Source organism: Micromonospora thermarum (assembly GCF_012034245.1).
GTDB classification, from domain to species: Bacteria; Actinomycetota; Actinomycetes; order Mycobacteriales; family Micromonosporaceae; genus Micromonospora; species Micromonospora thermarum.
This window is the reverse complement of record NZ_JAATEO010000036.1, coordinates 17,769-42,086: the sequence shown is the minus strand read 5'-3', so window position 1 is coordinate 42,086 and position 24,318 is coordinate 17,769. Positions and strand designations below refer to the sequence as shown.

Annotated in this window: 19 protein-coding genes; 10 read left to right on the top strand and 9 right to left on the bottom strand. The window is 71.6% G+C overall.

The genetic code is table 11. The features are described from left to right. Positions 1-834 (top strand): carbohydrate ABC transporter permease, encoded by an 834-nt coding sequence (locus HCJ94_RS25305; RefSeq protein ID WP_168003545.1) that lies wholly within the window; start codon positions 1-3, stop codon positions 832-834. A 9-nt stretch (positions 835-843) separates the two neighbouring features. Next, complete coding sequence (locus HCJ94_RS25300) at positions 844-2,049, top strand: ABC transporter ATP-binding protein (RefSeq protein WP_168003544.1); 1,206 nt, start codon at positions 844-846, stop codon at positions 2,047-2,049. A 103-nt stretch (positions 2,050-2,152) separates the two neighbouring features. Here HCJ94_RS25300 and HCJ94_RS25295 read toward each other — a convergent pair whose 3' ends face one another. From HCJ94_RS25295 to HCJ94_RS25285, 3 genes are all read right to left on the bottom strand, one after another. Beyond that, positions 2,153-4,936 carry an NACHT domain-containing protein gene (locus tag HCJ94_RS25295; protein WP_168003543.1) on the bottom strand — a complete coding sequence of 928 codons (2,784 nt, stop codon included), beginning with the start codon at positions 4,934-4,936 and terminating at the stop codon, positions 2,153-2,155. 487 nt (positions 4,937-5,423) lie between these two features. Continuing rightward, a complete protein-coding gene (locus HCJ94_RS25290; protein ID WP_168003542.1) occupies positions 5,424-5,624 on the bottom strand; it encodes a DUF397 domain-containing protein in 201 nt (66 codons plus the stop codon). Further along, complete coding sequence (locus HCJ94_RS25285) at positions 5,612-6,412, bottom strand: helix-turn-helix domain-containing protein (RefSeq protein ID WP_168003541.1); 801 nt, start codon at positions 6,410-6,412, stop codon at positions 5,612-5,614. The genes HCJ94_RS25290 and HCJ94_RS25285 overlap by 13 nt, the downstream gene beginning before the upstream one ends. A 231-nt stretch (positions 6,413-6,643) precedes the next feature. On the opposite strand from HCJ94_RS25285, the gene HCJ94_RS25280 reads away from it, so the two are divergent. Together HCJ94_RS25280 and HCJ94_RS25275 are read left to right on the top strand one after the other, a co-directional pair. Then, positions 6,644-6,820, top strand: coding sequence for a hypothetical protein (locus HCJ94_RS25280; protein WP_168003520.1), 177 nt, complete (start codon positions 6,644-6,646; stop codon positions 6,818-6,820). Next, positions 6,817-7,149, top strand: a complete 333-nt coding sequence (locus tag HCJ94_RS25275) for a hypothetical protein (protein WP_168003540.1) — start codon at positions 6,817-6,819, stop codon at positions 7,147-7,149. Before HCJ94_RS25280 ends, HCJ94_RS25275 begins: the two co-directional genes overlap by 4 nt. Before the next feature lie 60 nt (positions 7,150-7,209). Here the strand turns inward: HCJ94_RS25275 and HCJ94_RS25270 are convergent, their stop codons facing one another. Continuing rightward, positions 7,210-8,415: a hypothetical protein gene (locus HCJ94_RS25270; RefSeq protein ID WP_168003539.1), complete on the bottom strand. Its 1,206-nt coding sequence runs from the start codon at positions 8,413-8,415 to the stop codon at positions 7,210-7,212. Positions 8,416-8,530: 115 nt separating this feature from the next. Then, the gene (locus HCJ94_RS25265; protein WP_240944507.1) at positions 8,531-9,637 is read right to left on the bottom strand and encodes a winged helix DNA-binding domain-containing protein; all 1,107 of its coding nucleotides are present in this window, start codon (positions 9,635-9,637) and stop codon (positions 8,531-8,533) included. 124 nt (positions 9,638-9,761) lie between these two features. On the opposite strand from HCJ94_RS25265, the gene HCJ94_RS25260 reads away from it, so the two are divergent. Continuing rightward, the gene (locus HCJ94_RS25260) at positions 9,762-10,148 is read left to right on the top strand and encodes a DUF4190 domain-containing protein (RefSeq protein WP_168003538.1); all 387 of its coding nucleotides are present in this window, start codon (positions 9,762-9,764) and stop codon (positions 10,146-10,148) included. A 222-nt stretch (positions 10,149-10,370) separates the two neighbouring features. Here the strand turns inward: HCJ94_RS25260 and HCJ94_RS29710 are convergent, their stop codons facing one another. After that, positions 10,371-10,565: a GNAT family N-acetyltransferase gene (locus HCJ94_RS29710; RefSeq protein WP_205801905.1), complete on the bottom strand. Its 195-nt coding sequence runs from the start codon at positions 10,563-10,565 to the stop codon at positions 10,371-10,373. Between the two features lie 99 nt (positions 10,566-10,664). Between HCJ94_RS29710 and wrbA the strand changes: the two genes are divergently transcribed. Continuing rightward, the gene (gene wrbA, locus HCJ94_RS25250) at positions 10,665-11,282 is read left to right on the top strand and encodes an NAD(P)H:quinone oxidoreductase (RefSeq protein ID WP_168003537.1); all 618 of its coding nucleotides are present in this window, start codon (positions 10,665-10,667) and stop codon (positions 11,280-11,282) included. Positions 11,283-11,367: 85 nt separating this feature from the next. Here wrbA and HCJ94_RS25245 read toward each other — a convergent pair whose 3' ends face one another. After that, positions 11,368-13,281 (bottom strand): chorismate-binding protein, encoded by a 1,914-nt coding sequence (locus tag HCJ94_RS25245; protein ID WP_168003536.1) that lies wholly within the window; start codon positions 13,279-13,281, stop codon positions 11,368-11,370. 238 nt (positions 13,282-13,519) lie between these two features. Here HCJ94_RS25245 and HCJ94_RS25240 point away from each other — a divergent pair, with 238 nt between their 5' ends. From HCJ94_RS25240 to HCJ94_RS25230, 3 genes are all read left to right on the top strand, one after another. After that, complete coding sequence (locus tag HCJ94_RS25240; protein ID WP_168003535.1) at positions 13,520-14,899, top strand: gluconokinase; 1,380 nt, start codon at positions 13,520-13,522, stop codon at positions 14,897-14,899. Positions 14,900-14,995: 96 nt separating this feature from the next. Beyond that, positions 14,996-17,470 carry a sensor histidine kinase gene (locus HCJ94_RS25235; protein ID WP_168003534.1) on the top strand — a complete coding sequence of 825 codons (2,475 nt, stop codon included), beginning with the start codon at positions 14,996-14,998 and terminating at the stop codon, positions 17,468-17,470. After that, positions 17,467-17,889: a roadblock/LC7 domain-containing protein gene (locus HCJ94_RS25230; RefSeq protein ID WP_168003533.1), complete on the top strand. Its 423-nt coding sequence runs from the start codon at positions 17,467-17,469 to the stop codon at positions 17,887-17,889. The genes HCJ94_RS25235 and HCJ94_RS25230 overlap by 4 nt, the downstream gene beginning before the upstream one ends. A 75-nt stretch (positions 17,890-17,964) precedes the next feature. On the opposite strand, the gene HCJ94_RS25225 is transcribed toward HCJ94_RS25230, so the two are convergent. Continuing rightward, positions 17,965-19,443 carry a GH1 family beta-glucosidase gene (locus tag HCJ94_RS25225; protein WP_168003532.1) on the bottom strand — a complete coding sequence of 493 codons (1,479 nt, stop codon included), beginning with the start codon at positions 19,441-19,443 and terminating at the stop codon, positions 17,965-17,967. A gap of 769 nt (positions 19,444-20,212) precedes the next feature. Here HCJ94_RS25225 and HCJ94_RS25220 point away from each other — a divergent pair. Further along, a complete protein-coding gene (locus tag HCJ94_RS25220) occupies positions 20,213-23,107 on the top strand; it encodes a glycoside hydrolase family 48 protein (RefSeq protein WP_205801902.1) in 2,895 nt (964 codons plus the stop codon). A 319-nt stretch (positions 23,108-23,426) separates the two neighbouring features. On the opposite strand, the gene HCJ94_RS25215 is transcribed toward HCJ94_RS25220, so the two are convergent. Further along, positions 23,427-24,122 (bottom strand): DUF3159 domain-containing protein, encoded by a 696-nt coding sequence (locus HCJ94_RS25215; protein WP_168003530.1) that lies wholly within the window; start codon positions 24,120-24,122, stop codon positions 23,427-23,429. Between the last annotated feature and the right edge of the window lie 196 nt (positions 24,123-24,318).

Here is a 24,318-nt window from a genome sequence, read left to right as displayed (position 1 = left end):
ATGGCGGACACCACCACCAAGGCCAAGCTGCGCTGGGGACTGCTCGACGTCATCGTGGTCGTCTTCGCGCTGATCCCGGTGCTCTGGATCGCGTCGCTGTCGTTCAAGACCCCGGCCACGCTCACCGACGGGAAGTTCATCCCGCGCGAGTGGACGCTGGACAACTACCGGACGATCTTCCAGACCGACCAGTTCGTCCGTGCCCTGGTCAACTCCATCGGCATCGCGCTGATCGCGACCCTGGTCGCGGTCGTGCTCGGTGCGATGGCCGCGTACGCGATCTCGCGGCTGGACTTCCCCGGCAAGAGGCTGCTCGTCGGCGTGTCGCTGCTGATCGCGATGTTCCCGCAGGTGTCGCTGGTGTCGCCGCTGTTCGAGATCGAGCGGCAGCTCGGCCTCTTCGACACCTGGCCCGGCCTGATCCTGCCGTACATCACGTTCGCCCTGCCGCTGGCGATCTACACGCTGTCGGCGTTCTTCAAGCAGATCCCGTGGGACCTGGAGAAGGCGGCGAAGATGGACGGCGCCACGCAGGGCCAGGCGTTCCGCCGGGTCATCGCGCCGCTGGCCGCGCCGGGGCTGTTCACCACGGCGATCCTGGTCTTCATCTTCTGCTGGAACGACTTCCTGTTCGCCATCACGCTGACCTCCACCGAACGGGCCCGTACGGTGCCGGTCGCGCTGTCGTTCTTCACCGGCGAGTCGCAGTTCGAGGACCCCACCGGGGCGATCTGCGCCGCCGCCGTGGTGATCACCATTCCGATCATCCTGTTCGTGCTCTTCTTCCAGCGCCGCATCGTCTCCGGCCTGACCTCCGGCGCAGTCAAGGGATAGGTGGTAGTCGTGGCTGACATCGTGCTCGACAAGGTGAGCAAGAAGTTCCCGGACGGCACCGTCGCGGTGCAGGACGTCGACCTGGAGATCGCCGACGGCGAGTTCGTGATCCTGGTGGGCCCGTCCGGCTGCGGGAAGTCCACCACCCTCAACATGATCGCGGGCCTGGAGGACATCAGCTCCGGTGAGCTGCGCATCGGCGGGGAGCGGGTCAACGACAAGGCTCCCCGGGACCGGGACATCGCGATGGTGTTCCAGTCGTACGCCCTCTACCCGAACATGACCGTCCGGGAGAACATGGCGTTCCCGCTGCGCCTGGCGAAGCTGGACCGGGAGACCATCAACCAGAAGGTGGAGGAGGCGGCGAAGGTCCTGGAGCTCACCCCGCTGCTGGACCGGAAGCCGGCCAACCTCTCCGGCGGCCAGCGGCAGCGGGTGGCGATGGGGCGGGCGATCGTCCGCCAGCCCAAGGCGTTCCTCATGGACGAGCCGCTGTCCAACCTGGACGCCAAGCTGCGGGTGCAGATGCGGACGGTCGTGTCCCGCCTGCAGAAGCAGCTCGGCACCACGACCGTGTACGTGACCCACGACCAGACCGAGGCGATGACCCTCGGCGACCGGGTGGTCATCATGCGGGGCGGCGCGGTGCAGCAGGTCGGCCCGCCGCAGGAGCTGTACGACCACCCGCGCAACCTCTTCGTCGCCGGGTTCATCGGCTCGCCGGCCATGAACTTCCTGCACGCGGCCGTGCAGGACGGCTCGCTGCGGACGGCGCTCGGTGACGTGCCGATCGGCGACCGGGTCCGCCGCCAGCTCGAGGGCGCGGACGCACCGCGCGAGCTGATCCTCGGCATCCGCCCGGAGCACTTCGAGGACGCCGCGCTGATCGACGACGACACCCGCCGCCGGGGCATGGAGTTCGAGGCGCCGGTGGAGATCGTCGAGTCGATGGGCTCCGACAAGTACGTCTACTTCGGCGTCGAGGGCGAGCGGGCCAGCGCCGCCGAGCTGGAGGAGCTGGCCGCCGACGCCGGCGCCGACTTCACCGGCGGGGGCGCGAGCCTGGTCACCCGGCTGTCGGCCGAGTCGGCCGTCCGCGAGGGCGGGAACCACCGGGTCTGGTTCAACCTGGAGAAGATCCACCTGTTCGACCCGAACACCGGCCGCAACCTGACCCTGCACGAGGGCCGGGCGGCGGGCGCGGTGGCCGACTGACCGTGGGGTGGGGTGGGATCTGCCGGACGCTGTCTCGTGCTCGAACGCGGGAGGCAGCGGGCCATCCGTCGGCGTACCCGTGCAGGTTGCCGGTTCGGCCCGGTCAAGTCAGATCGTTCAGGCGGTTTGTGGCCTCGGCGTCGCCCGCATCAGCACTTGCCTGAAGTAGGGCGATCGCGTCCTCGACATATCCGATGTCGCACAGGATGTCGGCGAGTCGGACGCTGGCGCGAAGGTAGTCGCGCTTGACGGTGGTCATCTCCAGCAGCTCCCGCAGTATCATCGCTGCCTCTTCTAGCTCGCCATCCGAGATCAACAAATCGGCCAGATGCGACATCGCTTCGGCCGAGCCCGAGGCGGCCAGTTCACGCAGTTCGTCGTGCGCGTTTGTGGCGGCGAGTAATGCGGGAAGTTGCCGAAAGGAGTCACCGATGCCCGCGCGGTAGAGTTTCCGCAATTCCTCGACATCTCCCCGCCTCGCGGCGAGGGAGCTGTAGACATACCCCGAATCTTCATCGAGCGGAAAGGTCGGGCCACCTTCTGTATCGCCGTACATCAGGTACGCACGTTCGCGTAGCTCGTCGAAAAGCCCCAATTCGGCAAGCAGTTTCGCGAATTGTTCACGTGCTGCCCGATGCAATCTCTTCTTGGGAGTTCTGTTGGACAAGTGTCGGAGCGTATCGAGATCTCTTGTCGCGACGAGATGCTCAATGTACTGGTGAACGAAAGGGTCGCGGTCGGCCATGGCCAGGGAACGAAGCTCGCTGATGTCTCGCGGCCGGGTGCCGGTGGCCGGCCTGGAGACCGCCTCGTCAATGGGACGTTCCGGTGGGGCCGGTGTGGCACTTGCTTCGGAAAACGCCTGGCGTGCCAACTGAAGCTGCACCAGTGCGTGCCGGAACTGGAGTATCGAGCCTGTTCGCCGCAACACACCGCGGTTGGTCGCATCGCTCAGAAACTCCGACAGCTTCCAGGGTAGGAGTCCGCGACGCGCGAGACCCCAATGGGCGAGGCGAAACCTGAGCCACGCCAGCGCGCCCGTGCTGAATGACGCCCCGATGGCCCACCACACCCCGGCCCCGATGGCCCACCACCACACTCCGGAGTGGAACGTGACGTCGCTCGGCGTGAGCGCGAGAATCGACAGAGTCAGCACTGTTCCGATGGAACCCCACTGCGTTGCGGCGAGGAGGGCGTTTGTGAGGCTCGAGCGGAGTGGACGCAAAGGGCTTCTGGCGTGCTTCTTGAGTCGGAAAGGCGTCCAGGTGGGAATGTAGGCCACCGCGAGTCCAGACAGCGGCCCGCAGGCAAAGAACAGGGTGACCAGGAGTGCTGCGGATGAATGTTCCGCCCGGTCGACATGTCCGGCATAAAGCGCGATCGCCAGCGGCCACGACAGGGTTGGCCAGCCGGTCATGAACCGCGAAAAGCGCTCGTCTGTCGAATTGCTTCCGTGCTTTCTCCTGGGCGGATACGGGGTGGGCCAGAAGTCCCCATATGCCCTGCCGATCGCCAATGACGCCGAAACGAACGCGTACAATGATCCCGAGCCGATTAGCGGCCAGTGATCCGTGCTGGTGATAGCGGAAATCGCCGCTCCGGAGCCGGCGCCCAGCGCTAGCGCCACCGTAAGGGCGATTCGCTTCAGGCGCCGGGGGATGGGGCGGCGTGTCTGCGGATCAACCGTAAGCTGCCACCACTCGAAGCTGTTGAAACCGTGCGTGCGCGTCTGCGCCGCAAGGGTAAGAAGCCACCGATGGGCATCGTCCACGGCGTAGCGGACAGGAGGGCCGTCTTTGAACATCGGTCTGGGTCGCGGTGATTCATACTGGCTGCGTACGAAACGGTTGATCAGATGTTCGGTGAGCTCCGATCTCGTCGCAAATCGCAGGAGATCAGACGGCTCGGCGCTCGTCTGTTGATAACCGTACCCGGCCAACGTCAGCAGCAGTGGCGTCGACAGGGCGCGTGCGGCCGGCCCCTGTGGATTTCGCCGTAGCTCTTCGAACACATCCTTCCATCGCTCGCTGCTCGGGCCGGGATGGGAAAGGTATGCGACGACGGCTTCGATCTCGATGTCTTGTAGTTCGATGACCGCCGCCCGGGACAGTATCGCGTCCTGCGTCTTGACGATCCTCTCGTACTCGCGGCTGCGGCAGGTCAGGACGAGCGGCTGTCCGACTGCGGACAGTCGGTCCAGCTCCGTTACGGCACGTGCCTGCTGGTCGAACGGAAGCTCATCGAGGCCATCGACGATCGGCAGGACAAGTTGCGCGACGATCAGAGTCTCCGACAAGGTGACGCCGTCCGGGGCCATGCCAGCAAGAAACGGATACTCATCCTGCAGGTAGCGGGACAGGAAGACGTCAAAGGACTCCTGTCGAGGCGTCCAGAGGTACGCCGGTACGATCACCGGTACCCGATCACCAGAGCGGCGCCGCCGGATGACGCTAAGAGCAATCATGATCGAGGTGGCGGTCTTGCCGGCGCCAGGACCGCCAATGATGACCAGTTGCCGGTGTGGCAGCGTCGTGAACAGATCAACGATGTCGTCGCTGACACCGCTCAGTGGAGTCTCCCGCCATTCGGTGTCCGTCGTCCCGCCGAGGACAACGCCAGGGCTAGCGGAAACCGGCCGTGCGGTTGACGACCAGCGGATCCGGAGCGGCACTGGCAGGACACCTCTACGTTCGGCCTCCTCCGCCCACTGCTGGGCGACCTGGTAGGAGAACAGATCTGCTGCGCTGGCCGCGCTGTGGCCAGTAGGTGCGGCCTTCTTCGACTCCACAACGACGGCACCCACCACCAGCGCCGCCAGCGTCGCAACAAGAACGGCCCTTCCGCGGCCCTCCATGACGTCGATGCCGTTCGTGACCAGATTGGTCACGAAGGCGATGAAAAGCGGTACCAGAACAGCCGCTACCATCCACAACGGCTGACGAGAACCACGGCGCACGGGATCACTGTCCGGTCGCGTCAGAAACCAGTGCGGATGGGTGTCGTGCCGGGGATGACGGTGGGCGTGCCCTGCCCACCGTCGAGGCTTCTCCCGGCTGCCTGTTGCCCGACCGTCGACCCGTTGAGCCGGCCGTGAACTCTGGGCCTTCGCGCACGACTCCGATACGCACCTCCGCTGCCGGGACAGACGCAGCGGCCAGCACGATCAGGTCAGCTCCAGCCACAAGCCATTTTCCCTCATCGGGGTAGCCCGGCCGCCAGCGCGACGACAGATATCCGTCAACCTGCCGTCCTCTCTGGCCTAACCGATCTCGCTCGCGACACCCGGCAAGGGCACCGATCGCCACGACGAAGCGGGCCGCTGTCGCCTCCGCCGCTAGCGCGTCCGCCGCGCGGCCCGCCCGGTGCGGCCGGGGTCAGCCCACCGGGCCGATGCGCTTCGCCAGGTCGACGAAGGACTGCCAGGACGAGGGGCTGACGTGGAGGGTGCCGCCGTCGCGGTCCTTGGTGTCGCGCACCAGCACGACGCCCGGCAGGTTGTCGGCCACCTCGACGCACGACCCGCCGTTGCCGCCGGACCTGCTCGACTTGCGCCACCGGGGAATCAGTACATCCATGACTTCGCCGCTTCCTTGATTCGCTCGATCGACTTCCGGCGGGGGAGCGCCTCGTTGCGCACGATCTCCCACGTCTTGGCAAGCTTAGCGACATCCGCCGGGGCATCGACGATCTGCGCCTTGAGCTGATTGTCGGCGTGGGCCACCCGGGTGCCGTCGGGCAGCTCCGCGATGATGAACTGGCCCGCCAGCCCCAGGTACATCCCCGCGTCCGACGGCACGACGTGCAGTTGGACGTGCTCCAACGCCGCCAGCTCCACCAGCCGCTCGCACTGCTCCAGCATCAGCCCCGGCTGGTCGATCACCGGCCGGCGCAGCACCGACTCGTCCACCACCGCGATGAGCTGCGGCGGCTCGTCCCGTTCCAGGATCGCCTGCCGGTCCAGCCGGGACGCCACATTCCGCTCGATCTCCTCGGCGGTGAACCGGCCGCCGCTGAGCGTGGCGCGGGCGTACCGTTCGGTCTGCAGCAGGCCAGGCAGGTAGGCCAGCTCGAACCAGCGCAGCGTGGTCGCCTCCCGCTCGAACTCGATCCACTCCCGCAGCCAGGGTGGTGCGGTGTCGAGCTGGCCCAGGTCGCGCAGCATCCGGGTGAACCGTTCCCCGGTCCGGTGGGTGTTGTCGACGGCCGCCATGTAGTCCTTGGTGGGCGCCCGGCCGCCGGTCTCCACCGAGCTGACGTGCGAGCCCGAGTATCCGATGCCCCGGCCGAAGTCCTCCTGGCTGAGCCCCAGGCCGGCCCGGAACAGGCGCAGCTCGCTGATGATGTACCCGGCAGCGGTCCCCATCGATTCCCCAACTCCTGCTCATCCTCGTCGACATGTCCCTCGTGGCTGCTCAACCACCCCACTGACCTGCGCGGATGGCGGGAGCACGTATCGACCGTAGCGGTGTCCTCAGCAGACTGTCACTACGCGGACCCGCTTCGATATCGAGAGGCGGACGGGGCGGGTTCTGCTGCCGGCCGCTCTGCCTGCCCCAAGGGCAGAGCGGCCTCCTTCCACCACGAGGAGGTCGATGTGCGTATCCGCTGGTTCCGCTGCCCGGACGACGAGCCGCCGACGCTGCCGCGACGAGTACGCGGCACAAACCTGCCGGCGTGGATGACGGAGCCGACCGCCGCCTACCCCCGGCCCGGCCGCGCCGGCTGGTTGACCCCCGCCCAGCGGTGGCGGGCGAACGGAGGCCGGTGGTGAGCCTCACCGACCTGCCGCAGCCGAGGCTCGGTCCGTACCCGGAACACCCCCGCTACCGCACCGAGCGCGTGCCGCCGCACACCCCGCTGCGGCCGGTGTGGGCGTGCCGGGCGTGTGGCCAGCCGTGGCCGTGCGCCGAGGCCCGGCTCCTGCTCAAAGCCGAGTTCGACGGGCGGTACCCGACCCTGTCGATCTACCTCGCCGGCCTGCTGTACGAGGCGATGCACGACCTGTACCACCTGAACCCACACGACGGGCCCAGCCCGCGCGACCTGTTCGACCGCTTCGTGGGCTGGGGACCGTTCCGCAGGCCCGGCGTGTCGCGGTGAAGGTTGCCGAGTCGATGGGCTCGGACGAGTACGGCGCGCCGGACGGCGCCGCTGATGGTCCTACCTGACGTGGGTGAGCGGCAGACTGGCGTTGTGCGACGTCTTGTATCCGCCGTAGCGATCCGCGATCGATGTGGTGCGATCACGATCGTCCCCTTGGAAGCGGTACCGGACGTCGGGCTGGTAGAACGTTCCGTCTCCTGCCGGGCGGTAGCTCCACACGGTCGAGATCACGACCGGCCGACGGGTCCACCGGTGCAGCCCGCTCGCCTCCGTCAGGGCCCACTCGTAGGTGACGTTGTCCTCGTTCTCCGAGTAGGACGGCCAGGTGTCCAGCCTCGCGCGATCGGCCCGCACGTATTCGACGTGCAGGTCCAGGTCCACCGAGTCGTACGCCATCGGTGCCGGGATGCGGACGAACCGGTCCGTCCGCATCGTGTCACCTGGGCGGAGCCGTGATTGCGGCGCGATCAGGACCCCTGCTTCGACCGGCTGCCACCGGGCGGCCTCGGTGGTGACGGAAGGGTTGAACTTCTTGCCGACATCCGTGTTGAGCTGGCTCATGGAACGGGGTGTGCGCGCGAGTTCGGCCTCGCGGCCCGTCACGGCGTAGGTGGCCGCCAGGACGTACACGGGCTGGCCGCCCACGACGAACTCGACCGAGAAGGGGATGCTCACGCCCTTCCCGTCGGCGTCCAGCCTGGGGGTGCCGAAGGCGGGCGTCGTCGTGATGGCCGCCTCCTGCTTGCTCGGCAGGTACAGCTGCGAATACGCGAAGTTGGTCACCGCGATCACCCCGGTCACGAGCGCCCCGACGGCGACCTTCCGTGGCAGGGGAACGGTCTTGTCCAGCTCCGCGACCAGGACGGTCAGGACGACGGCCGACACCAGGGCGAACGCGCTCCAGATCGCCACGGTGGCACTCAGGTCGCCGACGGCGAGCTGGGTGATCAGGATCATCAGGTTTGCCACCAGCACCGTCAGCGCGGCCAGTCCTATCGTCAGCAGCGCCTGTCGACGGCGGCGCTCCGCGCGGTGCCGGCGCGGGGCCTGGCGGGCGACGAGCAGAAACACCGCCGCGATGGACCCGGCGAACGCGACCACGCCCGCCACCAGGAGCCCGACCGCCGTCAGCTGTCCGGAGAAGGTGAGCGCCCCGACCAGCCCGGGACCGCCGATCAGAATCAGCTCACCGGCAGCCAGTGCGAGGTACGACGCCACGATCGCGTACCGGAGCCGTTGCCACGTGGTGTGCGCGTACCTCATCCGCTACTCCCTGGTCGGTTCGTCGAGGCACGATTTCGGTTGCAGCCGGGCCTCGTCTTTCCCGGATGCGGAGAATGCACACCGGCCGCCGCCGGAGGGCCGCGCGGTATCGCGATCAGGACACCCAGTCCACGTGCAGGTCACTGCCCAGAAAGCTCGCGTACCGGCCGAGGGCGCCGCGGATCCGGTCGCGTTGGCGGGTGCCCAGGGTGGTGAGGGGATACACGACCACCCGTAGCCGGCCACGGCTGAGCGTCCGCTTCCACGTCCCCACGACCCGGCCGGCACGCACGACGGTGGCCTGGAAGACGCCGTTGCCGCCGGGCACGATCGCGTCCGCGTGCGCGGGGTCCAGCATGAGCGTGCGGTCCCGGTAGCCCAGCAGGTACTCGTCGAAGCCGGGTAGCACCAGCAGGTCGTCGGCCCGGCGGGGCGCGGCGTCGAGCAGGGCCGGGTCGACCACCGCGTCCGCACCGTCCACCCGGACCGGTGCGAGCGCGTCGCCGGCGGCGGCGATCCCCCGGCGGGCGTCGGTGAGCGTCAGCCCCGTCCAGCCGGCGAACTCGCGGGCGGTGACCGGACCGTGGGAGCGCACGTACCGGTGGGCGAGCGTCGCGAGCGCCTCGTCCCGCTCCGGCCGGTGCTGCTCCGGCGCCCACTCGTCGAGCAGGACGAACGTCTGCTCGGTGCCGACGTTCGGGGCGAGGCAGGTGACGCCCCGCAGGCTCGCGTACGACAGCAGGTGGTAGCCGCGCTGCCCGGTGGTGCCGATGCCCGCGGCCTCCAGCGTCGCCATACACTGCGCGCGGGTCAACCGACCGCCGCCGGCCAGCGCGCTACCGAGCACGTCGACGGCCCGGTCGGCCTCGGCGTCGGTGAGGCCGAGCTGGGCGCGGCGGGTGGCGGCGGCGACCAGCGTGCGGACACCGGTCAGCTCCAGCATCCAGCGGGCGTCGCGGGGCGGGACAAGGTGGATGGTGCCCCGCATGGGCCACGTGCGCAGCGCCTCCCGTCGCTCCAGCGCGGCCGTCACGTCCGCCTGACGCAGCCCGGGAAGGCGGGCGCCCAGCGACCACAGGCCGCTCGCCAGGTCCTGCGCCTGCATGGCCCCGAACCACTCGACCACGTCCGCCACCGTGCCCGGCCCGCCCGGACGGGGGCGGAGCAGCAGGCTGGTCATCCGCAGCGCGAGCGCGGCCCGCCCGGTCAACTCCACGCCCATCCGGCTCCTCTGTCGCTGGGGTGGCCGCCAGCGTACGGGCACCAACCGACAGTGCGCATAAGCCAGGTGGGAGGGGGGATGCGACGGGTGGAGTACGCGCACCCAGCGTGCGGGAGGGAGCGACATGACTGCGTCAAGTGAACCGGTCCGTGGCGCCGGCGCGCCGACCCGGACCCGGGGCGGTGCCGGGGCGAAGACCAGCGCGGCGGCCACCTTCGCGCTCGTGTTCGGGGTGGCCGGGCTGTTCAGCGTGCTGATCGCGGTGCTGGCACCGGTCGGTGTGGTGCTCGGCATCATCGGCGTCATCCTCGGCATCGTCGCGCTGCGGATGTCCCGCCGTCCGGAGGTGACCGGCCGGGGTGTCGCGATCGGCGGTCTGGTGCTCAGTGCCCTGGCCGTCCTGATCGGGTTGGCACTCACCGCCGGGATGACCACCGTCATCAACAACGAGGCGGCGGTGGACCGGCTGCAGCAGCAGGTGGACGACCTGCGGGACCGCCTGGACGAGTGACCGCCGGGCGGTACGGGGCGGAGCCCCGGATCGCGCTTCGCCGGCACAGGGCCGGCCTAGGGCCTGTCCTGCCGATCATCAGTCGGCCTGCGGCGGATCCAGACGACGCCCGGCGGCGTTGGAGATTCGTCCGGATACGACACCGGTATCCGGACGAATCTCCGCCTTGCCGGATCGCCGCCTGGACCTCGCCTCGGCTCGACATGATCGGCAGGACAGGCCCTAGCGCGATCCCCCGTTCTGGTGCACCGGCCCGGGGTCGCCCGCCCGCACCGGTGCGACCAGGATCCCGCGCCGGCGGGCCCGCTCCTCGTCGACGTCCCGGGGCCAGGTGTACGTCTCACCGGCCGCCACGATCTCACGCAGGAACGGCCAGATGCCGGGCCAGTCGTCGGGTGCGGCGTCGCGGACCTCCACCGGACGAGCATGCCATTCCGTCCCGGTCGGCGGCGTTTGCCCCCGCAACTGCCGGGTAGACGGCCGGGCTGGCTCGATCGTTGAGGAGGAAGACATCCGATGGCTGCCCGGACGAACGTCGCGGTGATCTATTACAGCGCGACCAGCATCACGTACCAGTTGGCTCAGGCGGTGTGCGAGGCCGCCGGCGACGCCGGCGCCGAGGTGCGGCTGCGCAAGGTGCGCGAGCTGGCGCCGGACGAGGCGATCCGCTCCAACTCCGGCTGGCAGGCGCACCACCTGGAGACCCAGGGCGTGCCCGAGGCCCAACTGGACGACATCTCCTGGGCCGATGTGGTGATCTTCGGCTCACCCACCCGGTACGGCATGATCGCCGCCCAGCTCAAGCAGTTCATCGACACCACCGGACCGTTGTGGGCGCAGGGCGCACTGACCAACAAGGTCTATTCCGCCTTCACCTCGACGGCCACCTCGCACGGCGGCCAGGAGACGACGCTCACCTCGCTGTTCACGGTCTTCTACCACTGGGGCGGGGTCGTGGTCACCCCCGCGTACACCGACCCGAGCCAGTTCGTCGCCGGCAACCCGTACGGCGCGTCGCACACCAGCAACAACGGCGAGATCGCGCCGGACAGCCTCGCGCTGGGCGCGGCGGCGCTCACCGCCCGGCGCGCCGTGGAGATCGGCACCGCCCTGAAGAAGGGCCTGGCCGCCTGACCCGGACGACCGGCGGTGCCGAGCGGAGGCTCTCAGCCCGCCCGACAGCGCCGGTCGTCGCCACCTGTACCCCGGCGGGGCGACGCTATGCGCGGGTCGCCGCCGGCGGCGCGCTCGGTGCGGGCAGCAGCCCGCCGAGCAGTTCGGCGAGGACGTCCACTCCGTCCGCGCTGAGCACCGACTCGGGGTGGAACTGCACGCCGGCCACGCCCGTGCCGCGCAGCGCGTGCACCGCACCGTCGGCGGCGTCGCGGGCCACCTCCACCGGCCCGTACGGGGTGTCCAGCCGGTCGGCGTCCGCCCGGGCCGTGAACGTGGAGTAGAAGCCGACCCGCTGGCGGGCCCCGAAGAGCGGTACCGCCCGTTGCAGGCCCTGGTAGGGCGCGTCCCGGCGGTGCAGGGGCAGCCCCAGCAGGCCGCAGAGCAGCTGGTGGCCCAGGCACACCGCCAGGGTCGGCCGGCCGGCGGCGAGCAGCCCCGCCAGCAGCCCCCGCATCGCCGCCATCTTCGGCTCGGTCAGGTCCCTCGGATCGCCCGGGCCGGGGCCGACGACGACGAGGTCGTACCCGTCCACGGCGCCCGGCGCGTCCCAGGCACGCAGGTCCACGGTGAGGCCCAGTGCCCGCAACTGGTGGGCGAGCATGCCGGTGAACGTGTCCTCCCCGTCGACGATCAGCGCGCGGCGGCCGGCCAGCCCGGGGCGCCCGGGGGCGTCAGCCGGCCGCTGGTCGAGCCAGAACCGGGCCAGCGGCGCGTTACGGGCCGCCAGCGCCGCGCGTACGTCGGGGTCGTCGGCGAGGCGGCTCAGCGAACCCGGGACCGGTACGGGCGCCTGCGGCCCGAGACCCAGCGCGGCGAGGACACCGGCGGCCTTGGCGTGGGTCTCGGCCACCTCCCCCTCGGGGGTCGAGTGGCGGACCAGCGTCGCCCCGACCGGCACGCGCAGCTCACCGGCGGGGGAGAGCTCGGCGGTCCGGATCAGGATCGGCGCGTCCAGCGTCTGCCGGCCGGCCTCGTCCCGGCCGAGCAGCGCCAGCACCCCCGCGTAGTACCGGCGGCCGGTGCGCTCGTGCCGGGCGATGACCCGGCAGGCGTTCTCCATCGGGCTGCCCGTCACCGTCGGCGCGAACATCGTCTCCCGCAGCACCTCCCGGACGTCCTTCGAGCCGCGGCCGGCGAGCAGGTACTCGGTGTGCGCGAGGTGCGACATCTCCTTCAGGTACGGCCCGACGACCTGCCCACCCCGGTCGGCGACGGTGGCCATCATCTTCAGCTCCTCGTCGAGCACCATGTACAGCTCCTCGACCTCCTTCGGGTCGGCGAGAAAGCGCAGCAGGGCGGCGCGGTCGGCCGCGGCGCCGGTGTGCCGGAAGGTGCCGCTGATCGGGTTCATCATGACCAGCCCGTCGTCGACGCTGACGTGCCGCTCCGGGCTCGCCCCGACCAGGGTGCGGGTGCCGGTGTGCACGACGAAGGTCCAGTACGCGCCGCGCTCCCGCAGCAGCAGCGACCGCAGGGCCGCCAGCGCCGCCCGCAGCGGCGGGCCCTGCACGGAGGCGTGCAGGGTGCGGTGGATGACGAAGTTGGCGCCCTCCCCACGGCCGATCTCCTCGGCCAGGACCCGACCCACGGTGGCGGCGTACTCGTCGTCGGAGATGTCGAACCGGGCGCCGGTGGTGACCACCGGCTCGGCGGGCAGCGCGTCCACCGCCGTGGCGAGGTCGACCCGGACGTGCCGGTCGACGGCCAGGCACTCCAGCGGGGCGCCGTCGTCGACGCAGGCGAAGCCCCGCTCGGTGACCTGCCGGTACGGCACCAGCGCCAGCGTGCGGGGCCCGGGCGCCCCGTCCGGCAGGGGGATGTCGGCGAGCCGCTGCACCACGTCCACCGTTCCGGTGAACAGGTCCAGGTGGTCGGCGCCCTCGCGGCGGACGAGCGCGAACGGGCCGGGATCGACGCCGGCGGTGACGGCGTCGAGCAGCTCGGGAAGGTCGGTCATCGGGTCTCCTCGGGGCCGGTGCCGCCCGGCGGGGCGGTCGGGGTGCCCGGATGAGACCGGCGGCCGCCTCGTCGGGCGGCCGCGTGGGAAGCTACGCGCGGGGGATGGCCGCCGGGTCGGCGGGCCACCAGCAGGACAAGTGCGCGAGCATGCGCCCACCCTACGCGGTCCCCGCCCCGGGCGGAAGCCGGACGCGTCAGGCGGCGGGAGGCCGACGGGCCGGATAACGTGACCGGCGATGAAGATTCTCGCGCTCGACCTGGGCACCTCCTCGGTACGCGGCCTCGTGCTGGACGCCGACGCCCGGCCGCTGCCCGGGGCGCTGGCCCGGCGCCGGGTCGTCCTGACGGTCGGCGAGGACGGCGCCGGCACCCTGGACGCCGAGGGCTACCTGGCCTGCCTGGCCGAGTGCCTGGACGAGCTGGCGGCGGGCGGCCACCTGCGCGCCGTCCAGCTGGTGGCGACCTCCGCGCAGTGGCACTCGGTGGTTCCCCTGGACCACGACGGGACACCGCTGGGGCCGGTGCTGACCTGGCTGGACACGCGACCGGAGCCGGCACCGGGCGCGGCCGGTCCGGCCGACCCGGACGCCTTCCACCAGCGCACGGGCACGTGGTGGCACCGCTGTTACTGGACGATGCGGCTGCCCTGGCTGCGGGACCGGTCCGGCGGCCGCGTCGCCCGCTTCGCCGGCCTGGCCGAGTACGTCCTCGGCGTGCTGCTCGACGCCGCTCCCATGTCGTTGTCGCAGGCCTCCGGCACCGGCCTGCTCGACCTGCGCACGCTCGACTGGGACCCGGAGGCGTGCGCGCTGGCCGGCGCGCGCGCCGGGGACCTGCCCGAGCTGGCGCCGGCCGGTTGGCGCGGGCGACTGCGCCCGGAGCACGCGCGCCGGTGGCCGCAGCTCGCCGACGTGGGCTGGGCCGCGCCGGTGGGCGACGGCGCGGCGTCCAACGTCGGCTCCGGCTGCGTCGACCCGACCCGGGTGGCGGTGACCGTGGGCACCTCGGCGGCGGTCCGGATGGTCGAGGCCCTCCCGGCGGGAGCCCCACCGCCCCCTCTGTCGCCGAAGCTGTGGCGGTACCGGGTGGACCACGACCACGTGGTCACCGGCGCCGCGTACTCCTCCGGGGGCAACCTGTTCGCCTGGGCGAACCGGGAGCTGCGCCTGCCGGAGGGGCCCGCGCTCGACGAGGCCCTGGCGCTGGTCCCCGTCGACGGCGGGCCGCCGGCGAACGTCCGATTCGGTGGTGACCGGCCGCCGGGCGTCGCGCCGGCCGGCTCGGGCGACGTGCGCGGGCTGAGCTTCGGAACGACCTCGGTGGAGATCCTCGCCGGGTTGATGCGTGGCCTCTGCGACCTGGTCGCGGCGGATCTGGCGCTGTTGGAGTCCCGGGTGGACGGTTCGGTCGAGGTTGTCCTCGGTGGAGGCGCGCTGGCCGCGTCCCGGTGGTGGCGGACGGCCTTCGGCGCGGTGCTGGCGCCCCGGCCGGTGTGGCACCAGCGGAATCCGGAGATCGGCGCGACGGGTGCGGCCCTCGTCGCGCTGGGTCGGGTCGGCGACGCCACACGGCTCGCCGACATCGGCCGGACGGACGACACCGCCTCACCTTCCTGAGTCGCAGCTGGTCCCGGGACGTTGACACAGCTCGCGGGGCTGGTTGGATGGACTCCGCTCCTCGGGTGTGAGGAACGGGACAAGTGGGAGGCACGCGTGGGGGCAGGTCCGGAGCCGGCGCAGAGCGCGGTGTCGAGCCACCGCCGGCGCCGGTTCGACGTCCGGGTCGTGCCCCACCGACGGCGGTCCGCGCTGCGCCTGCGCGACTGGCGCATCCGCACGAAGCTCGCCACCGTGCTGGTGATCCCCTCGCTGGCGTTCCTGGTGCTGGCCGCCGTGCAGACGCAGAGCCTGGTCGGGCGGACCACGGCGCTGGGCGACTTCGCCGAGCAGGTCGGCGTCGGCCGGGAGATCACCGCCGCCGTCCACCAGCTCCAGCAGGAGCGCGACCGCTCCGCCGGCGAGCTGGGTGCGCTGCGGCGGGCCGGCGACGCGGCCGACCCGAACGCCGCCGTGCTCGCGCTCACCCCGCTGCACGCGGTGAGCGACCGGGCGATGAGCGAGCTCGCCCGCGCCGCCGCCCCGCTCGCGGATGCCGACGGGGCGTGGCGGGTCGCGTACTCCGAGGTGCAGGAGGCGTACGAGCAGGTGCTGGCGGTCCGGACGGCGGTGCCGCAGGATGTCCTCGGCACCGACACGATCCTCGGCGCGTACAACCGGGTGGTCGACGCGCTGCTCAACCTGCTGGCGGAGCCGAACCCCGGCGAGGACCGGCCCGCGCTCGGCGACGCGGTCCTGCGCTACGTCCAACTCGCCCGCGTCAAGGAGTTGACCTCGCGGGTGCGCGCCCAGCTCTACGAGGCGGCCCGTGCCGGCGGCTACGGGGTGGAGGACCGGGTCCTCCTGACCGACCTGCGGGCGCAGCAGCTGACCGCGCTGGGCGCGTTCCGGGTCGCGGCCACCACCGACCAGGTCCGCCGGTACGACGAGACCTCCGTGGACCCGGCGTTCGTGGCGGCGACCCGGCTGGAGGAGCAGAGCCTGCCACGCGACGGCGCCGCACCGGTGGTGCTTTCGGCGACCCAGTGGTGGGCGGCGAGCGAGCAGCGCCAGGAGCTGCTCCGGCAGGTCGAGGCGTCGGTGCTGGAGGAGGCGGTCCGGCAGGCCGACGAGGTGAGCGACGCCCAGCTGCGGACGACGCTGCTGGTCGTCAGCGTGGTCGTCGCGGTGCTGCTGGGGGCGGTGCTCATCTCGCTGCTGGTCGGCCGGTCCATCGCCCGGTCGATGCGTCTGCTGCGCAGCCAGGCCCTGCGCATTGCCCAGATCGAGCTGCCGGAGGCCCTGGACCGGCTGCGGACGGTCACCGGTGGCGTCCCGGCGATCGACGTGGCACCGGCGGTGGTCCGGTCGCTCGACGAGATGGGCGAGCTGGCCGAGGCGTTCGTCGCGGTGCACCGCAGCGCGGTCAGCGTCGCCGTCGAGCAGGCCACGATGCGGCGCAACGTCAACGCCATGTTCGTCAACCTCGCCCGTCGCAGCCAGGTCCTCGTCGAACGGCAGCTGGAGCTGCTGGACGACCTGGAACGCGAGGAGGACGACCCGGACCAGCTGGAGAACCTGTTCAAGCTGGACCACCTCGCCGCCCGCATGCGGCGTAACGACGAGAGCCTGCTGGTGCTGGCGGGCACGGAGTCGACCCGCCGGTGGAACCGCCCGGTCGGTCTGGGCTCGGTGCTCCTCGCCGCCAGCGCCGAGATCGAGCAGTACCAGCGGGTCCGCCACCACGAGGTGGCCGACCTGCACGTCGTCGGCCACGCCATCGGCGAACTCGTCCACCTGCTGGCCGAGCTGCTGGAGAACGCCACCGCCTTCTCGCGTCCGGACACGACGGTCGACGTCATCGCCGTCCAGGAGGCCCGCGGGGCGCTCGTCGAGATCGTCGACCACGGCCTCGGCATGAGCCCGACGGCGTTGGCGGAGGCGAACGCCGTCCTCGCCACGCCGCCCGCCGCCGACGTCGCCACCGTGGAACGCATGGGTCTGTTCGTGGTCAGCCACCTGGCCGCCCGCCTCGGCGTCGAGGTGCGGCTGCACGCCGGGGAGAGCGGCCTGGTGGCCCGCGTCCGGCTGCCCCTGGAGCTGCTGGCCCCGGCGCCCGCCGTCGAGCTGGAGCCGGCCGGGCCGGCCCGGGGCCCGCGGGGGCCGGTGGACCTGCCGGTGGCCGGCCGGCGCCCGGAGGCCGCCGTGCCGCGGCAGGCGCGCGGGGTTCCGGTACGGGCCGAGGACGTGCTCGCCCCGGCGGCTGCCGCGCCCGGCCCCTCCGACGGCGGCTGGTGGACGCGCCAGGGCCCCACCAGGGGCGCCGAGGCGCCCGCCGCCCCGCCGTCCGTCCCGGTCACGGGCGGCACCAACGACCGAGGTCTGCCCGTCCGGGTGCCGATGGCGCAGCTCGCCGCCGTCACCCGGTCGGCGCGGCCGGAGGAACCGGCCCAACGCCACGACCCGGATCCGGAGGCGGTCGGCGGCATGCTGTCCCGCCTGTACGGCGGGGTCCGGCGGGCCGAGGCCGAGGACACCACCGAATTGCCCGTGCCGATGGAGCGCGGGAGCACCGAAGGGGGACAGCAGTGACGACGTTGAGCCAGGAGGCCCGTGACCTGAGCTGGCTGGTCAGCGCGTTCGCGCAGCGGGTGCCGGGGGTGGCGCACGCGGTCGTGGTCTCCTCCGACGGGCTGCTGGTGGCCATCTCCGATCACCTGCCCCGCGACCATGCCGACAAGCTCGCCGCCGTCACCTCGGGCCTGATGAGCATCACCGCCGGCGCGGCGCAGATGTTCGACGGGGACGTGGTCAAGCAGACCGTGGTCGAGATGGGACGCGGCTACTTCCTGGTGATGCAGGTCCGCGACGGCTCCATCCTGGCCACCCTGGCGGGCGCCGACGCCGACATCGGCGTGGTCGGCTACGAGATGGCCCGGCTGGCCAAGCAGGCGGGGGAGATGCTGACCCCCGCCCTGCGCGCGGAGCTCCAGCAGGCCCTGCCGCGCTGACCGCGTCCCGCCCGGCACCGCCGGCCGCGTCCCGCCCGGGCGGCCACCGGCCCGGTGCCGGGGCGGGCACGCCGGTCAGAGGCCGCCGGCGGCGATCACCTCGCGGTACCAGTGCGCGCTGCGCTTGGGTACCCGCCGCTGGGTCGGGTAGTCCACGTAGACCAGACCCCAGCGCTGGTCGTACCCCTCGGCCCACTCGAAGTTGTCCAGCAGCGACCAGACGTGGAAGCCCTCCAGCGGTACGCCGGCGGCGAGGGCGCGGTGGGCGGCGGCCAGGTGGTCGCGGAGGAACCGGATCCGCCCGGCGTCGTCGACCGTCCCGTCGGCGGCGAGCGTGTCGGGCGTGGGCAGGCCGTTCTCGGTGACGGTCAGCGGTACCGGGCCGTAGTCGCGGGTGACCCGGGTGAGGATGTCGTACATCCCGTCGGGGTGGATCTGCTGCCAGTCGGCCTCGGAGGTCGGCCACCGCCGGACGGTGGTGCCGTCGGCGGTGACGTAGATGGGCGTGTAGTACTGCACCGCCACCAGGTCGACCGGGGCCGAGATGACGTCGAGGTCGCCGTCGCGGATGCCGCGGACCATCCGGCTGTCCGGCCCGAGGTCGGCCAGCACGTCGTCGGGGTAGCGGCCGGTGAGCGCGGAGTCGAGGTACAGCCGGTTCTCGTAGCCGTCGTAGAGCCGGGTGGCCTCGGCCGCGCCGGGTGAGTCGTCGGCCGGGTAGCAGGGGTGCAGGTTGAACGCCGGCCCGATCCGTCCGGTGCCACCGCCGTCGCGCAGCGCCCGGACGGCGAGGCCGTGCGCGAGCTGGAGGTGGTGGGCGACCAGGTACGCGGCCTGCGGGGCCCGGTGGCCGGGGGCGTGGTGGCCGGAGAGGTAGCCGTTCTGCACGACGGTCTTCGGTTCGTTGATGGTGAGCCAGACCGGCACCCGGTCGCCGAGGGCACCGAAGACGATGTCGGCGTAGTCCGCGAACCGGTACGCCACCTCGCGGGACTCCCAGCCGCCGGCGTCCTGGAGCGCCTGGGGGAGGTCCCAGTGGAACAGGGTGGCCATCGGCGCGATGCCCCGCTCGTGGAGGCCGTCGACCAGCCGACGGTAGAAGTCCAGCCCGCGCTGGTTGGGTACGCCGCTGCCGTCGGCCTGGACGCGGGGCCAGGAGATGGAGAACCGGTAGCTCTTCAGCCCCAGGTCGCGCATGAGGTCGAGGTCCTCGGCGTACCGGTGGTAGTGGTCGGCGGCGACGTCGCCGGTGTCGCCGTTGCGGGTCCGCCCCGGCGTCCGGCTGAACGTGTCCCAGATCGATTCGCCCCGGCCGTCCTCCTTGGCCGCACCCTCGATCTGGTACGCCGAGGTGGCCGCGCCCCAGCCGAAGCCGGGCGGGAAGCGCAGGTCCGCCACCGGGGACGGCTCGCTCTCCGGGTCGTGCGGCTCGTCGCAGCCGGCCAGTACGCCGCCCGCGGCGGTCGCGGCGGCGAGCCCGGCGTTGGTGGCGGCCGTGGCGGTGGCCGAGAGCGCGGCGCGGCGCAGCAGCCGGCGCCGGGTGAGTATCGACATGGGAGTCTCCCTCTGGACGCGCGCCACCGGGAGCGCTCCCACGAGAAGGCAGGGTGAGCCTCCGGCTCTCCCGGCGGGGGAGTCCGGGGCGACGGGAATGTCACGGATGCGGCGGGGGGTCGGCCGTTCGCCTCTTCTCCCACCATGAACGGGGGTTTAGTGTGGGGACGGGGGAGGGCAACCCCCGTCCCCACCGGTGCTGCACACGCACGTTCGGGATGGGCGTCCAGTCATGCGTGTCGCGCGGGAGCCGGGCCACGCGAGTGGCTTGAGGATCCACCTCCCTCCACTGTGGTGGGATGATGGCTGGCGGCGGCGTCCGGGCTGGCCCGCCGTCAGCCCTCGGGGCTTCCCCGGCGCCGGGGGGACCGGGTCCGGGTGATCTTCCTTGTGGAACCTCGTCGATGGAAGCGCTCCCATCGGCGATGGTGCGACTGTAACGCCCGTCACCGCTTTGTGAAAGCCCCTAAACGAGATCGAAACATCGGTCTGTTGCAACGCCGCTGGTCCTTGTGGGAGCGCTTCCATGCGTGGCACACTGACGCCGAGCCAGCGTCACGTGAGCGCGGGTCGCCGAGGGCAGCCGGTCCGTCCGGTGCGGCACCCGAGGTGGGACGACGTGTCACCGTCGCGCCCGCCGGCCCCGGCCCCGCCGGGGAGACCCTCATCCCGGGCGCCTCGCCCCGCCGGTACGACACCGGCCTGGCGCCCCGCCGGGACCCCGACCCGTCCCGGCCCGGTCCGAGGAGACACCGCGCACATGAGACATCTGGCACGACGTCGCCGGTTGGCGATGGTCGCCGTCACCGCGCTGGCCGTCGGCGGGGTCACCCTGCCCGCCGGCGTCGCGCAGGCCGCCCCGGCCTGCGACGTGGTCTACGCGACCAACGACTGGAACACCGGCTTCACCGCGAACATCACCGTCAAGAACCTCGGCGACCCGGTCAACGGGTGGACCCTGCGCTTCGCCTTCCCCGGCGACCAGCGGATCACCCAGGGCTGGTCGGCGAGGTGGAGTCAGACCGGCAACCAGGTCACCGCCACGAACGAGTCGTGGAACGGCAACCTCGGCACCGGCGCCTCGACGAACATCGGCTTCAACGCCTCCTACAGCGGCACGAACGCGAAGCCCACGTCCTTCTCGATCAACGGCGTCACCTGCGGCGGCGCGCAGCAGCAGCCGCCCACGGTCGCGCTGAGCGTGCCGGCCGGGCCCTTCGAGGCGCCCGCCGACGTGCCGCTCACCGCCACCGCCAGCGACCCGGACGGGACGATCAGCAAGGTCGAGTTCTACCGCAACGGCCTGCTGGTCAACACGGACACGACGGCCCCGTACGGCTACACGCTGGAGGACCTGCCGGCCGGTGACTACACGGTGCAGGCCAAGGCGTACGACAACGCGAACCTGAGCGCCGTCGCGGAGAAGGCGTTCACCGTCACGCCGGCCTCCGGCCCGCAGCTCGTCGCCACCCCGTCCGCGGTGAGCGTCACCGAGGGCGGCAGCTCCACGGTGACCCTGAAGCTGAACAGGGCGCCCACGGCCAACGTCCCGGTGTCCCTCGCCCGTACCGGGGACGCCGACGTCACCGTCGCGCCGGCGTCGGTGACGCTCACGCCCAGCAACTGGAGCACCGGCGTCAACGTCACCGTCTCGGCCGCCGAGGACAGCGACACCGTCGGCGGCACCGCGACCGTCACCGCGTCCGCCACCGGCTTCGCGCCTCTCGCGGTCACCGTGACCGAGATCGACAACGACGTGCCGGGTGGCGGCGACGGCGAGTACGTCGAACGCTTCCTCAACCAGTACGGCAAGATCAAGAACTCGGGGTACTTCAGCCCCGAGGGGGTGCCGTACCACTCCATCGAGACGCTGATCGTCGAGGCGCCCGACCACGGGCACGAGACCACGTCGGAGGCGTTCAGCTTCTGGCTGTGGCTGGAGGCCTACTACGGGCGGGTCACGCAGAACTGGGCGCCGTTCAACAACGCCTGGACGGTGATGGAGAAGTACATCATCCCGTCACAGGCCGACCAGCCCACCGCGGGCGCGGCCGGCACCCCGCAGTACGCCGCCGAGCACGACCTGCCCAGCCAGTACCCGTCCCAGCTGGAGCCCAACGTGTCGGTGGGCCAGGACCCGCTGCGCGGCGAACTCCAGTCCACCTACGGCAACGGCCAGATCTACGGCATGCACTGGCTGCTCGACGTGGACAACGTCTACGGCTACGGCCGCTGCGGCGACGGCACCACCCGGCCGGCGTACATCAACACCTTCCAGCGGGGCACGCAGGAGTCGGTGTGGGAGACCGTGCCGCAGCCGTCCTGCGACACCTTCGCCCACGGCGGCCAGTACGGCTACCTCGACCTGTTCATCAAGGAGAGCAGCGCCCCGGCGAAGCAGTGGAAGTACACCAACGCGCCGGACGCCGACGCCCGGGCCGTGCAGGCCGCGTACTGGGCCCTGACCTGGGCCAAGGAGCAGGGCAAGGCAGCCGACGTGGCGGCCACCGTGGCGAAGGCCGCGAAGATGGGCGACTACCTGCGGTACGCCATGTTCGACAAGTACTTCAAGAAGATCGGCAACTGCGTCGGCCCGACCACCTGCCCGGCGGGCAGCGGCAAGGACTCGGCGCACTACCTGCTCTCCTGGTACTACGCCTGGGGCGGCGCGTACGAGCCGAACCAGAACTGGTCGTGGCGGATCGGCTCCAGCCACAACCACTTCGGCTACCAGAACCCGTTCGCGGCCTGGGCGCTGACCAACGTGACCGAGCTGAAGCCGAAGTCGCCGACCGCGGTCGCCGACTGGGAGAAGAGCTTCGAGCGGCAGCTGGAGTTCTACACCTGGCTCCAGTCGGCCGAGGGGGGCATCGCCGGCGGCGCGACCAACAGCTGGGGCGGCCACTACGGCCAGCCGCCGGCCGGCACGTCGACCTTCTACGGCATGTACTACGACGTCGACCCGGTCTACAACGACCCGCCGTCGAACCAGTGGTTCGGCATGCAGGCCTGGTCGATGCAGCGGATCGCCGAGCTGTACCTGGTCACCGGCAACGCGAAGGCCAAGGCCCTGCTCGACAGGTGGGTGCCGTGGGCGATCGCCAACACCACGGTGGGTACCAACTGGTCGATCCCGTCGGACATGCGCTGGACCGGACAGCCCACCACCTGGAACCCGACCAACCCGCAGCCGAACACCAACCTGCACGTCGAGGTCACGGTGAAGGGCCAGGACGTCGGCGTCGCCGCCGCGTACGCCCGGACCCTCATCGCGTACGCGGCGAGGTCGGGCAACGTGGCCGCGAAGAACACGGCCAAGGGCCTGCTGGACTCCCTGCACGCGGCCAGCGATGCCCAGGGCGTGTCGACGGTGGAGAAGCGTGGCGACTACCGGCGCTTCGACGACGTCTACGACGCCGCCACCGGCCAGGGCCTCTACGTTCCGCAGGGCTGGACCGGCGAGATGCCCAACGGCGACGTGGTCGCGCCGGGCAAGAGCTTCGTCGACATCCGCTCGTTCTACAAGAACGACCCGGCCTGGCCGAAGGTGCAGGCGTACCTGAACGGCGGAGCGGAGCCGGAGTTCCGGTACCACCGGTTCTGGGCCCAGGCGGACGTCGCGATGGCGTACGCCGACTACGGAAAGCTGTTCCCCAACGGCTGACCACACACCTCCGGGCGGGCGGCGCACGCGCCCGCCCGGAGCGCCGGTCGGGGCGCGGGGGTACGCAGCGCCCGACCGGCGGACGGCCTGACGCCCACGGTCAGGCCGGGGTGGGCCGGCCGTCCGGCCGACGCAGCGGATCGGCCGGCCCACCCCATCACCCGGTTGTGCACAGGGCGCGAAAAAGCCCGAAAAACGGGCCCGTTGGGGATCACGGACGCGACCGCGACGGAGTAACGTACGTCACCGGAGAGGCCGCTCCCCCCGTGGCGGCCTCTCCCTCATTTTCCGGCCCCGACGCCCGCTCTCCCGCGGTTCCTCAGCGCGCAGCCGAGGCCGCGGACAGAGTTCTCTCCTCGTCCACCGGATGACGCAGGCCCGGGTGGTCGGGCGGCAGCGACCGGCGCACGACCACCCAGCTGACCGCGAGACAGGCGGCCACCAGCGGCCAGCTCAGCGCCACCCGGGCGACGCTCAGCGCGACGACCTGCCCGCCGAGCCACAGCGGCAGGAACACCGCCACACGCAGCAGGTAGCTGGCCGCCCAGATCCAGCTGCCCCGCCCGTACGCCCGCAGCAGCGCCGGATCCCGGCGCCACTTGGTCCGCTGCCGCAGGGCGCCCCCGACGACAAGGCCCAGCAGCGGCCAACGGACCACGATGCTGACCAGCCAGGCGAGCGCGCTCGCCGCGTTGGCGAGGAGCTGCACCAGGAAGAAGTCCTCGGCCCGGCCGGTCCGCAGCGCGACCAGCGCGGCGACGCAGACGGCGAGCAGGCCGACCAGCACCGACCGTGGCCGCTGCCCACGGCGCCACCGCCAGGCGGCCACCGCCGCCCCGGTCACCAGCGCGGCACCCACACCGAGCGGCAGCGACTCCCCGCCGAGCAGCCAGCCCGCGGCGAACGCCACCGGCGGCAACGTGGCGTCGACCGCCCCACGGCGCCCGCCGAGCAGGTCGGCGAGCGACTCCGGCCGTCCCGCCGGGGTCGCCCCCTGCTCCGGTGTGCTGGTCACCCTCACCTCCCTACCGTCCACCCCATGAACGGCGCTCGAGCGGGGCCGTAGCTACCGGTGGACCATGCCTCAAACCTAGTCGCGGACGTGCGGCGGGCCACCGGCCCGGCGGGTGTGACATGTCGCTAATGCAGTGCCCATCAACCTTCGCCGCGTGGGTTGTGTGGAGAAATTGTCGTAGGGGTGGTGTTGGCTC

Bases quoted from the DNA above. Each gene is read 5' to 3' on its own strand.
- HCJ94_RS25305 (WP_168003545.1), top strand. From the start codon at position 1: ATGGCGGACACCACCACCAAGGCCAAGCTGCGCTGGGGACTGCTCGAC.
- HCJ94_RS25290 (WP_168003542.1), bottom strand. From the start codon at position 5,624: ATGGATGTACTGATTCCCCGGTGGCGCAAGTCGAGCAGGTCCGGCGGC.
- HCJ94_RS25285 (WP_168003541.1), bottom strand. From the start codon at position 6,412: ATGGGGACCGCTGCCGGGTACATCATCAGCGAGCTGCGCCTGTTCCGG.
- HCJ94_RS25270 (WP_168003539.1), bottom strand. From the start codon at position 8,415: ATGAGGTACGCGCACACCACGTGGCAACGGCTCCGGTACGCGATCGTG.
- HCJ94_RS25265 (WP_240944507.1), bottom strand. From the start codon at position 9,637: ATGGGCGTGGAGTTGACCGGGCGGGCCGCGCTCGCGCTGCGGATGACC.
- HCJ94_RS25260 (WP_168003538.1), top strand. From the start codon at position 9,762: ATGACTGCGTCAAGTGAACCGGTCCGTGGCGCCGGCGCGCCGACCCGG.
- wrbA (WP_168003537.1), top strand. From the start codon at position 10,665: ATGGCTGCCCGGACGAACGTCGCGGTGATCTATTACAGCGCGACCAGC.
- HCJ94_RS25245 (WP_168003536.1), bottom strand. From the start codon at position 13,281: ATGACCGACCTTCCCGAGCTGCTCGACGCCGTCACCGCCGGCGTCGAT.
- HCJ94_RS25240 (WP_168003535.1), top strand. From the start codon at position 13,520: ATGAAGATTCTCGCGCTCGACCTGGGCACCTCCTCGGTACGCGGCCTC.
- HCJ94_RS25225 (WP_168003532.1), bottom strand. From the start codon at position 19,443: ATGTCGATACTCACCCGGCGCCGGCTGCTGCGCCGCGCCGCGCTCTCG.